Origin of the sequence: Trichocoleus sp. ST-U1 (genome assembly GCF_039961835.1) — a bacterium.
Taxonomy (GTDB): domain Bacteria; phylum Cyanobacteriota; class Cyanobacteriia; order Cyanobacteriales; family FACHB-T130; genus FACHB-T130.
This window is the reverse complement of record NZ_JAMPJZ010000128.1, coordinates 1-10,743: the sequence shown is the minus strand read 5'-3', so window position 1 is coordinate 10,743 and position 10,743 is coordinate 1. Positions and strand designations below refer to the sequence as shown.

Below are 10,743 nucleotides of genomic sequence, written 5' to 3'. Positions count from 1 at the left end.
ACTGTCGTCCACAACCGTGACACTTGAACCGTTGTTTGCCGTTGTGAATACGACCATTCTTGACCGTGTGGGTAGATGCACAAGTTGGGCAGGCAGGCATGGAAGAAGGACAGCGAGAAACTCTACTTCTCTATCATTACATCTTTGGCACTACCCGCGGTTGTGCTAAGGGACTATCAGGTACACCAAAAATCAAGACGCTGGTAGCACCAAAGGGAGCCATTAGTAGAGGAGCGCCAGTTTTCACCGATAAATAAGCTGTGGCTGCAATGCCGATGAAACTACCCAGCGAACTCCACAGAATATGCCTATGATCGGGTCTCTCTAAAGGAACTGCACGTTTACTACCGCGTATTTTTAAGCAGTACTTGTCTACTCTCAAACGAATACTTTTGTAATTTAATTGAGGCAGAATGGTGCGATAATTTCGCCCTTTAGGCAGATAAATTCTCATCGTTGTTTTACTTTTATCAGATAGTAAAATCGGAAAAATTGGTCATAAAAAATCGCTCTGCTCAGCTTGCAAATCTTTATAGAGATTTGCAAGCTATGACCAGATAAATATCTAAATTCTGCAATTCAACCGTATTGCTATAGCAAACTTAAATGCTGTTATTCAATCTAGGGAAAGAAGGTATAAATGCCATGATTCGCTTTCATACAAGCAGAAGGATGACAAAAAACCTCATCTAACATGAAAAACATTCTCCCAGGTTAACCAATGTCATGAAATCTTAACATTGCTATTAACATTATCTTTTCCTCGTTCAAAATGAAACCTCTAATTCATAAGAATAAGCAATTTAAGTAATCAGTTTTATTGATACGTTGACAGCAAAAAACGATCGCTTGCGTGAATGAAGCAAGCGATCGCTCGGATAGATGAATTTTTACTGCATAGAGGAGAAGCGCGCGTTCGCCCTTGGCGCAAGCGAAGCTATCGCTTTGTTAAAGATCCCCAAGTTATCTGATCGCAAAGCGGGAAGCCGGGAAGTTGAAGAGATTTTGAAAATTAGATTGCCGTTCCGCTCTGGGTTCTGGTGCATCGTCCCAAAGGCTTTCATAATAGAAAAAAGTTACACCCAAACCGCGATCGCGAGCTGCCCGTACTTTAGATTGAATCAGTCGCATCGAAACAGGCTTATTTCTCAAGCCTGTGAGAACACCAACTCCAGTTGGAATTTTTTGTTGCACTTCTTGAATTTCCGGGCGGGTCAGCTGGTCGAGAAAACTTTGCAGATTGGGACGATAAACTTGCACAATTAACTCGTCCACAATATCTTTTCGCACCCAATTCAACCAATCTTGCAGATAAGTATTGTAAGCAGTGACGTAGGGATTAGGAGCAACGGAGAAAATTGCGTTGGTTTTTCTCTCTTTTACAGCTTTATTGAGTTGTGTCATGAATGCCGTAATTTTATCTGCACGCCAGCGCACCCATGCAGGATCTTTGGGATTGGAAGGCGCATCTTTCTTGGTTTCCTGTTTGTACAAGGCAAGCGTGTAGCGATCGTAGCCAAATTCATTGGGCAAACTGGTGTGATCGTCAAACTGAATACCATCGGCATCATATTTAGTGACGACTTCCAGCACCAGATCGGTGATAAATTGTTGCACCTCTGGATGGAAGGGATTAAGCCACACAACCTCACCCGCAGCGCCAATCCAAGTTTGGCTACCATCGCGGCGTTGCGTAATCCAATTCGGATGATTTGATGTCAATTCCGATAGCGGGGGAGCCATGAAACCGAACTCAAACCAGGGAATCACTAGCAAGCCTTGGCGATGAGCTTGGGCAATCAGGTCAGCGATGATATCTTGTCCCTGTAAGCCTTTGCTGACAGAAGATTGAATGCCTTCCCGTTGTGCTATGGCACTTTCGTAAAGCGTATAGCCAGAATTCCACACTACAGGATAGATCGTGTTGAAGTTTAGCTGCGCCAGTTGACTGACAGCATTTTGCAGCTTGGGGCGATCTCTGAGGATTTTATTGTCATTGTTGGTCATCCAAACGCCGCGAATTTCCTGAAAACGTTTCTGAGGAGTCGCTTCTGGGTTTGGGATTTGCTCGATTGCTTCTGGTGGCATTGGGCTTTGCGCGATCGCAGAGATGGGGTTGCCAGCCAGCAATACTGTGATGAATGATGCCAGAAACAGTAACAAGAGATACTTGAGCGATCGCCACCAACCTCTAGGGATGAAATGCAATTTCATAAGTTTGAATGATAAGTTAGCTATCCGATCGCTTAGCCTAGTGATGAAATGAACGATTAATAGTTTACAGGTATTTATATCTACTGAAAAATTGATTGTTAACAGGAATCATTCAATCAGTAATCTTGAATTGTTGTATTAGAAAAGCTGAAGCGTCGGGGTATTCTAAGTAGAATTACGGCCTACGCTCTATCAAACATTATTAGCGATCGCCTTCATCTAAATCCTTTCCCAGAGGCAGTTGGAGCTATCGTTTTTGTTCCAACTCGCTCCGTAAGTGCGATCGCGCCTGCTATTCACCTCACCCTTGTCTCACACGCTCCCCCTAGAAAGGCGAGTGAGGGATATTTAATGTACAAATACCCTCGCACTCCTCATATTGAAGGTTCCCGGCTCCAACCAGGGGATGAAGATTTGGATAGCGTACCTTTCAGCGCGATCGCGTCTCAATATGTAGCAGTCGAAGAAAAAGTCGATGGAGCCAATGCTGCCATAAGTTTTAGTTCTGATGGGCAAATTCTGTTGCGAAGCCGGGGACATTATTTAACTGGAGGAGAGCGAGAAAAGCACTTTAACTTGTTCAAACAATGGGCGTACAGGCATGCAGGAACGTTCTGGGAGGTGCTGGGCGATCGCTACATACTCTATGGCGAATGGCTCTATGCCAAACACACCGTCTTTTACGACTCCTTACCCCATTATTTCTTGGAATTTGATGTGCTAGACGTTGAACAGCAGCAGTTTCTCAGTACTCAACGTCGCAAGGAATTATTAGCTTACCAGCTTGGCGGGAGTTACCACCCATCGAGCGATCGCTTCTGTTTGCGGCTGCCCTACTGCATGATGTGGCAAAACCTGCTGCAACTGAAATTGAAGCGGATGGCAGCATCACCTCAAAGGGTCATGTCCGCCAAGGGGCAAAGATGGCGCGGCAAATCCTCTGGTCGCTCAACGTGCCATTTCATCAACGGGAGGCGATTGTCTCGCTGGTGCAGCATGGCAGTCTTCCCCTCTGGTTTTGGGACAAACCCAACCCGCAACGCGCTGTCATTAAAGCCAGTCAAGTCATTTGCTGCGACCTGCTGGCACTGCTGGCAGAAGCTGATGTTCGGGGTCGCGAGTGTGACGACCAGCTAGAACTGCTGGAGCGCGCTCAGTTCTTTCGGGAATTTTGTCAAGAGAATAATTGCTTATTTTATCCCCGACCGTTTCCTTCAGATCACAGTCGATTTGTCTATTTCCAAAAAGACAATCGCGATCCAAACTATGCTGCCTTTGATGACACTCGATTCGACGTTGTCCTGATGTCAGGATTACCGGGTGCTGGCAAAGACTATTGGATTCGGGAGTACCTTCCAGACTGGACAGTAATCTCTCTGGATGAACTGCGACAAGCGATGAGCATCTCTCCTAAAGATGACCAAGGTGCTGTAGGCGAGCGAGCCAGGGCGATCGCTAAAGAATGCATGAGAGCCGAAAAATCGTTTGTTTGGAATGCGACAAATCTCTCTCGGCAACTGCGTTCGTCGTTAATTAATCTATTTTCGGCTTACCAGGCACGGATTCGCATTGTCTACCTAGAAGTGTCTTGGGAAGAATTGCTGCGGCGCAATCATTCTCGCGCTGCTAATGTGCCGGAAGCGGTGATTCAGCGAATGCGCGATCGCTTAGAAGTTCCTGACCTTACTGAAGCCCATCAGGTAGATTGGGTTGTGGATAGTTGAGTGCATAGTAGCGCGATCGCTGTAGTCTACCGACAATACACCAGTCCATCTAGAATCTTCCGACGAAGCCCCTACTCTTCCAGAGCTATCCCAGGCATTAGCTAACTAGTCCCTCTAGAATCTGCCGAATTCGTCCTAGAATTCATCAGGTGAGCGATCGCCATATGGGGGTTACAAGCTTTCCCAGTCAAGCAGTAAGCTACTTGCTTAAAAAGACCACAGAACGTTTCCGAGGTAAAAGGTTTGCCATTTTCCTGAAAAAACACCACTACTTTTATCAAAGTCGAACTCTATATCCTACGCTCGATAAAACTAGATGATCGATCGGGATAGGATGAGTGCGATCTGCGCTAGCCTTCGGCTTCTCCAACGGAGTACGCAGCAGCGCTAGGCTTACGCCTCGCTTCGCTAACGCTATCGCTAGCAAGAAATAGATACGTGCTAGTAAACTATGGCAACCGACCCTCTCCACCTGCCTCCGTTTGACTCAGATGATGCCGAAACGCTCAACGTCATCATTGACACGCCCAAGGGCAGCCGTAACAAATTTGAGTGGGACAAGAAGTACGGGTTGTACAAGTTGGGCGGCGTACTGGCAGCAGGCGCATTTTTCCCATACGACTTCGGTTTCGTGCCCTCGACTCTAGCCGACGACGGCGACGCTATCGACGTGCTGGTATTGATGGAGGAGCCTGCCTTCGTCGGCTGCCTTGTCCCATCGCGGCTCATCGGCGGCTTTGGCGCTTTTCAAACCGAGGAGGGGAAAACTGATCGCAATGACCGCTTGCTCGCTGTTGCCGCCAACTCCCGCAACCAGCATGACGTGAAAACGCTCGACGACCTGAATCAGAACCTCATCCACGAGATTGAACACTTTTTCGTGTCGTACAACGCGGCTAAGGGCAAAACGTTCGAGCCACAAGGTCGCTTCGGACCGGAGCAAGCCCGACAACTGGTTATTGAGGCTGCGGAGCGTTTTCGCGAGTCCTAGCAAGTTGTCGGATTCATCAAAATCGTTGAGGCAGTTTAGGCGGCGTAATAGAAACGCTCGTGGATTACTTTGCCATTTTTCCATCTCTGTACAGACACTTGATCGTGCGTGACGTTGCCCCATTCAGAATGAGTGTAATCGACAAACCATTCAGAAATAATCACGTCTTCGCCATAAGCAACCGCTTTCAGTTCTGCTGCACGAAATTCGGTCACTTTAGAAAAGAAGTCCAGTTCTCTAGCGCGATTGGCGGCTTTCCCCACAGTGGCAGGCGTTTCATTTTCCTGCATCACTACATCCTCGCCATAGTATTTCTCAAAGGCTTCCATCGCTTTCCCTTGTAAAACCAGGGTCTTGATGTCTTCAAAGTTGGCTTTCAGGTCTGTTGCTGTAATCATGATTTTTGTTCTATTGGTTAGCTCAGAGTTGTCAGGTGAGAAACTTGATTTGGCTCACAACATTAATCATGTTTCATTCCTTCGGGTTTGAGAAGACTGCAAAATGGAATATGATTTATTCCGTTTGAGAATCAATCCCCATGTCAGACCTGATCGCCTGCATCAAGAGTTTTGTGCGAACCGTAGAAACAGGCAGTTTCTCCGCCGTTGCTAGAGAGATGGGTACCACTCAACCCACGATTAGCAAACAGATTGCTGCACTGGAAGACTATCTGGACGTGCAATTGCTGCTGCGATCGACACGCCAAGTGAGTTTGACCGATGAGGGAATGCGCTTTTATGAGCGTTGCCAATCCGTTCTCGAAGCACTCTCCGAAGCCGAATCTAGTGTGGGAAAACGGCAGAACCCGTCTGGACTATTACGGCTCAATTGCTCGGTTGCGTTTGGGCAGATGCAGGTACTCCCTCGCCTGAAACGATTTCTCGATCGCTATCGGGATATCAAGATTGACCTGACGATGTCTGACCACTTTGTCGATTTAGTTGGAGAGGGACTCGATCTAGCGATCAGAATTGGCAAGTTTGTTGATCCCAACTTAATCTCACAACCACTCGGCACATACCGATTTGTCGCAGTCGCATCGGCGGACTATTTGGAGAAGTTTGGTGAGCCACAAATACCAGCCGACCTTTTGCACCACAACTGCATTGTTTATACCAGGCAGTCTACAGGTAATGAATGGCATTTTCGAGGCACAACGGTAACGGTAAGTGGAAATCTGCAAGTCAATAACTCGATGGCGCTACGTGAAGCCGTGTTGGCAAACATTGGCATTGGCACCTCCCCCATATGGGCGTTTACTGATGAACTCCGAAATCAATCGGTCAAAGTCATCCTTGCAGAATACGAACCTGACCCAATACCGATTCAGGTCGTTTACCGTCGAGGACGCTTTCAGTCAGCGAAGGTTAAATGCTTTATTGACTTTCTCATAGATGAGTTTAAGGCTGGACTGTCTTGAAACAATAGACCTTTTGCTCTCATTCGCTGCTGGGATACTATGGGGTCTGAAATTAGGCGATAGCGAAGCGAGAAGAGCGAAGCGCAACTTGATTAATGCGTCGGCACAGATGCCTTCACTGCTGATGCCTTCACCACTGATGTCAATGTTAGAAGCTGCTTATATAGATTCAATGACCCTAAGAATATCTTCATCAGTAGCCGGACTATTATTATCAATAACCGCATCCCATTGATGGTTAATGCTTGCTGCTATCTTATTGTATTCTTCTACTTTCTCATCTGATACGGGTATGTGTTCTGAATTGTCTCTGTTTCTCAGGCTTTTCAAACACTCTTCTAAATCAGCATAGACTTTTATCAACTTGACTTCGTATTGATTTCTTAAGGACGAATGCATCTGATTGAATCCGTCTCCTGCCCCTAAACTTTCAATCATTACCTTACTATGCTGCTGAAACTCCTTATCGATTTCCTTTTCAACGGCTTCCCAACCATTCTCACCTGGCGCTAATTTCAGCCATATCGGCTCTACTCTTAAGAATTTTATGTCTGTATTTTTATTGACTTTGCTTCCAATATATGTCTTTCCTGAGCCTTTTGGTCCAATGAGTATGTATAGTATTTTCCTCATCTTGTTATTACCTCTAACGGCTCTACTTGTATTGCAAACATGACGATAGGAGTTTATCCCCTAGTTCACACCGTTAACTGTATCTGCGTTACCCCTTGGCGCAACTGGCGCTGCCTAGCGAGCCAAGAGTGCCTCACGAGCTTGCCCAGCAGGGGTGCTAACTGACTTGCCCCCCAACGCAACAGTGCGCTTTTACGCAATAGCTCAGCCTGAGCCGCTTCCTGACTTTGAAGCTGCTGCGCTCGAATAATCTCCGGCTCTCGCTCAGCTTGAATCTGTGCGAAAATGGCATCAATTGCTGCATCTGTTGCTTCCTCACGCAACAGGGGAACCAGATGATTTGCTGCAACAATTACATCTCGTAAAGCCATATTGATGCCTTGGGCGCGAATCGGTGACATCGGGTGAACAGCATCGCCTAGCAACAGTAATCCTGGTGCATACCAACGCGAACAACGCCCGACGACAACGGATAACAAAATCGGTCGCTCAATGGTTTCTGCATGAGTCCGGATATGCTCGGCTAACCACGGGGGCGATGCAGAAGCCAAAATATCAGGCCAATCGGCTTGCTTCCAGCCCATTGGGGCATCTTCATGGAGTGCCCAGCCTATCTGAAGATTCCCCTCGGAAGAGCGAAACAGCCCAAATGCATTGCGATCGCGAACAATTGAATAAAATACGTTCTCGGATTCCAAGCGCGGACTATCCGCCAATTTAAACCAAAGAATATCAAAGCTTCCCGACTGTTGCTCTAGAGGCAAGTTAGCTCGCTGCCGAACAACAGAATTCCGACCATCTGCCCCTATGACTAGATTCGCAGAAATAGAGCGCTCGTCACCCAGCTTCACGCCCGAAACCCGTTGCTCGCTCCACAGCAAATCCTGCACGGGACTGCCGGGGATAAACTCAAAATTGGGATAAGTGTTTGCCTTGTCAATTAGTGCTTCCAGGAAAGCTGGCTGTGAAACGAGGGTGCAGGGCTTACCCCCCGGTTCGATTGGCTCATCAACTCGAAACAGAAATCGGTTCTCAATCAGGACTTCCCAAGCATCCAAAGGTCGATGAGGGATGCTCTCTAGCACAGACGACAATCCCATCTGCTCTAGAGCATCTAGCCCACTGGGCATCAGCCCCTCACCGCGAAAAACTCTCCGGAAGTTACGGGAGGATTCAATCAGTTTGACGGCGATGCCACGTTTGACGAGAAGCAGTGCAAGCGTTGCACCAGCAGGACCTGCCCCGACAATTACAACCTGAGTCATCACTTTAAAACTGCTTTGAATGACTTCAGAATACCAAAGTTATCTGTGCCATCTAACTCCTAGTAATAACGTGGCACAGCCCACTTGAGGTAAGCAGTTCCAGGCTGTAGAGAAGATGCAATCAACAATCTGTATCCCTAATCAGAAGGAAGAAGCTGATAGAGCTCTAAGATTAGAAAATTAATCAGGCTTTGGTCAGAATTACGGGGTAATCTTTGCTATGTCCAACAGCATTGGGGATGTTCTTGAACCCGAAGTTAAAGATTTGGGCGGATTTGAGGCAAGGCGCATCTTGCCTCACGCAACTCGGCAGATGGTTGGACCATTCATCTTTTTCGACCATCTCGGCCCAGCTACCTTTGCACCGGGTCAAGGGATGGATGTGCGACCGCATCCGCATATCAATTTAGCAACACTGACTTACTTGTTTGAAGGGGTGCTGCTCCATAGCGATAGTCTCAAGGTTGTTCAAGAAATTCATCCCGGAGCCGTGAACTGGATGACGGCGGGTCGTGGCATTGTCCATTCGGAGCGAACGCCCAAGGCGGGGAGGAGTCGCGAAAGACGGCTACATGGCATTCAGACGTGGCTCGCACTTCCTTCGGAACACGAGGAGACCGAACCTTGGTTTCGTCACTACCCAGCGACTGACATCCCCGCTTGGCAAGATGGGGGTGTCTCAATCACACTGATTGCAGGGCAGGCGTATGGTCGCACATCACCCGTTCAAACGTTCTCACCGATGATTTACCTTGATGTACAACTGCCGAGTGGAACCCAGTTCACGCTGCCTCCGGACTATAGTGAGCAAGCCGTCTACAGTGTTACAAACGGTTTGAGCATAGATGGCGAACCGCTGGAGCCACAACGAATGATTGTACTGAATCCCAATCAGACTGTGAGCATTAGTGCGAAAGCCGACGCTCGTTGCATTGTGGTAGGTGGTGAACCTGTCGGTGAGCGGCACAAGTGGTGGAATTTTGTCTCTAGCCGCCTTGAGCGCATTGAGCAAGCGAAAGCGGACTGGAAGAACGGATGGTTTGAGCGGGTTCCAAACGAAACCGAGTTTATCCCACTGCCTGAAGAACCCCTCTCGCGACCTGAACAACCCATGTAAAAGGAGCAGCTTATTCCTATTTAGGCGCGGCGGCAGCTTGTTGCATCCAAAAATCATTCCACCAGCGCTATGCTCGCTTATGCGGGATTGTTTAGCCCCGTGCATGGAAGGAAGAAGATATGCGAAAATTCTTGGAAACAACGGCTCAATACGCGATTCGCTATCTTGAAGGCTTAGACGCTCGTCAAGTTGCGCCAACGGAGGAAGCGATCGCTAATCTCATCCAGTTTGATGAACCTCTTCCCAATCAGCCTGTCGAAGCTGAACTCGTCTTGCAACTACTCGATGAAATTGGTTCACCCGCATCAATAGCACAGGCAGGCTCCCGCTTCTTCGGGTTTGTTACAGGTGGTTCCCTGCCTGCCGCCTTAGCCGCTAATTGGCTAGCCGCAGCGTGGGACCAAAATTGTGGAATGTATCGCATCACTCCAGCTACAGCCTTACTAGAACAGGTAGCTTTGCACTGGCTGCTAGACGTACTGCATCTCCCCGCCGAGTGTGGTGGTGCCTTTGTCACGGGAGCAACCGTTGCTAACTTTACCGCATTAGCCGCCGCCCGCCACGCGGTACTCGAACGAGAGGGTTGGAACGTAGAAGCAGACGGGTTGTTTGGTGCGCCACCGATTACGGTTGCCGTCAGCGAGGAAGTACACCCAAGCTTGTTGAAAGCGTTGGGATTGCTGGGATTAGGTCGAAGCCGAGTCGTGAAAGTCCCCGTTGATGGACAGGGGCGGATGCGTCCGGACGCTATTCCCACCCTGACTCGTCCTGCGATTATCTGTACCCAAGTCGGAAATGTGAACACAGGCGCGTGCGATCCGGTTGGAGCAATTTGCGATCGCGCCAAGGAATTGGGAGCTTGGGTGCATGTAGACGGTGCATTCGGACTCTGGGCAGCCGCCGCACCATCATTGGCACACCTCACGGCTGGTATGGAAGAGGCAGATTCTTGGGCGACAGATGCTCACAAGTGGTTGAACGTGCCGTATGATAGTGGGTTGGCGTTTGTTCGCGATGCCCCTTCGTTGCAAGCGGCAATGGCGATTACTGCGGAGTATTTACCCACCGTCAGCGAACAGCGCAACCCGTCAGACTATACGCCTGAATTATCGAGGCGTGCGCGTGGTGTTGAGGTGTGGGCAGCATTGCGATCGCTCGGTCGTTCTGGTTTGGCAGATTTAATCGAGCGTACCTGTCGCCATGCCCGACACTTTGCCAAGGAGTTGAAAGCTGCTGGTTACCCCATTCTCAACGATGTGGTGTTGAATCAAGTCTTAGTGTCTTTTGGGGATGCAGAAACGACTCATCGGGTGATTGCCGATATTCAAGCCGAGGGGACTTGTTGGTGTGGCAGTACGGTTTGGCAAGGGCAGACGGCG

The 10,743-nt window shown here is 48.5% G+C and carries 9 protein-coding genes and 3 pseudogenes; 6 read left to right on the top strand and 6 right to left on the bottom strand.

Features of this window, described 5'->3' with window-relative positions; all coding sequences use genetic code 11:
- The 3 genes and pseudogenes from NDA06_RS25375 to NDA06_RS25365 all read right to left on the bottom strand — a co-directional run.
- Positions 1 to 121 (bottom strand): annotated as a pseudogene (locus NDA06_RS25375) (IS1 family transposase); the annotation flags it as partial.
- A 27-nt stretch (positions 122 to 148) separates the two neighbouring features.
- Positions 149 to 454, bottom strand: a pseudogene (locus NDA06_RS25370) (HPP family protein); the annotation flags it as partial.
- Positions 455 to 963: 509 nt separating this feature from the next.
- Positions 964 to 2,214, bottom strand: coding sequence for a glycoside hydrolase family 10 protein (locus NDA06_RS25365; protein ID WP_190531141.1), 1,251 nt, complete (start codon positions 2,212 to 2,214; stop codon positions 964 to 966).
- A gap of 351 nt (positions 2,215 to 2,565) precedes the next feature.
- On the opposite strand from NDA06_RS25365, the pseudogene NDA06_RS25360 reads away from it, so the two are divergent.
- From NDA06_RS25360 to NDA06_RS25350, 3 genes and pseudogenes are all read left to right on the top strand, one after another.
- Positions 2,566 to 2,991 (top strand): annotated as a pseudogene (locus NDA06_RS25360) (RNA ligase family protein); the annotation flags it as partial.
- 68 nt (positions 2,992 to 3,059) lie between these two features.
- On the top strand, positions 3,060 to 3,938 hold the full coding sequence (locus NDA06_RS25355; RefSeq protein WP_347277027.1) for an ATP-binding protein: 879 nt from the start codon (positions 3,060 to 3,062) through the stop codon (positions 3,936 to 3,938).
- Between the two features lie 451 nt (positions 3,939 to 4,389).
- Positions 4,390 to 4,929, top strand: a complete 540-nt coding sequence (locus tag NDA06_RS25350; protein WP_190434274.1) for an inorganic diphosphatase — start codon at positions 4,390 to 4,392, stop codon at positions 4,927 to 4,929.
- A 35-nt stretch (positions 4,930 to 4,964) separates the two neighbouring features.
- Here NDA06_RS25350 and NDA06_RS25345 read toward each other — a convergent pair whose 3' ends face one another.
- Positions 4,965 to 5,327, bottom strand: coding sequence for a SnoaL-like domain-containing protein (locus NDA06_RS25345; protein ID WP_190412393.1), 363 nt, complete (start codon positions 5,325 to 5,327; stop codon positions 4,965 to 4,967).
- A gap of 140 nt (positions 5,328 to 5,467) precedes the next feature.
- On the opposite strand from NDA06_RS25345, the gene NDA06_RS25340 reads away from it, so the two are divergent.
- Complete coding sequence (locus NDA06_RS25340; protein WP_190985794.1) at positions 5,468 to 6,349, top strand: LysR family transcriptional regulator; 882 nt, start codon at positions 5,468 to 5,470, stop codon at positions 6,347 to 6,349.
- A gap of 159 nt (positions 6,350 to 6,508) precedes the next feature.
- Here the strand turns inward: NDA06_RS25340 and NDA06_RS25335 are convergent, their stop codons facing one another.
- The gene (locus NDA06_RS25335) at positions 6,509 to 6,982 is read right to left on the bottom strand and encodes a shikimate kinase (RefSeq protein ID WP_190985795.1); all 474 of its coding nucleotides are present in this window, start codon (positions 6,980 to 6,982) and stop codon (positions 6,509 to 6,511) included.
- A 65-nt stretch (positions 6,983 to 7,047) separates the two neighbouring features.
- Positions 7,048 to 8,247, bottom strand: a complete 1,200-nt coding sequence (locus NDA06_RS25330; RefSeq protein WP_190985796.1) for an FAD-dependent monooxygenase — start codon at positions 8,245 to 8,247, stop codon at positions 7,048 to 7,050.
- A 220-nt stretch (positions 8,248 to 8,467) separates the two neighbouring features.
- On the opposite strand from NDA06_RS25330, the gene NDA06_RS25325 reads away from it, so the two are divergent.
- A complete protein-coding gene (locus tag NDA06_RS25325; protein WP_190985797.1) occupies positions 8,468 to 9,364 on the top strand; it encodes a pirin family protein in 897 nt (298 codons plus the stop codon).
- Between the two features lie 119 nt (positions 9,365 to 9,483).
- Positions 9,484 to 10,743, top strand: a 1,260-nt coding sequence (locus NDA06_RS25320; RefSeq protein ID WP_348251911.1) for an aminotransferase class V-fold PLP-dependent enzyme, incomplete at its 3' end; no start/stop codon positions are given.

Excerpts from the sequence above, each read along its gene's own strand:
- NDA06_RS25365 (WP_190531141.1), bottom strand. The coding sequence starts at position 2,214 with ATGAAATTGCATTTCATCCCTAGAGGTTGGTGGCGATCGCTCAAGTAT.
- NDA06_RS25350 (WP_190434274.1), top strand. The coding sequence starts at position 4,390 with ATGGCAACCGACCCTCTCCACCTGCCTCCGTTTGACTCAGATGATGCC.
- NDA06_RS25345 (WP_190412393.1), bottom strand. The coding sequence starts at position 5,327 with ATGATTACAGCAACAGACCTGAAAGCCAACTTTGAAGACATCAAGACC.
- NDA06_RS25340 (WP_190985794.1), top strand. The coding sequence starts at position 5,468 with ATGTCAGACCTGATCGCCTGCATCAAGAGTTTTGTGCGAACCGTAGAA.
- NDA06_RS25335 (WP_190985795.1), bottom strand. The coding sequence starts at position 6,982 with ATGAGGAAAATACTATACATACTCATTGGACCAAAAGGCTCAGGAAAG.
- NDA06_RS25330 (WP_190985796.1), bottom strand. The coding sequence starts at position 8,247 with ATGACTCAGGTTGTAATTGTCGGGGCAGGTCCTGCTGGTGCAACGCTT.
- NDA06_RS25325 (WP_190985797.1), top strand. The coding sequence starts at position 8,468 with ATGTCCAACAGCATTGGGGATGTTCTTGAACCCGAAGTTAAAGATTTG.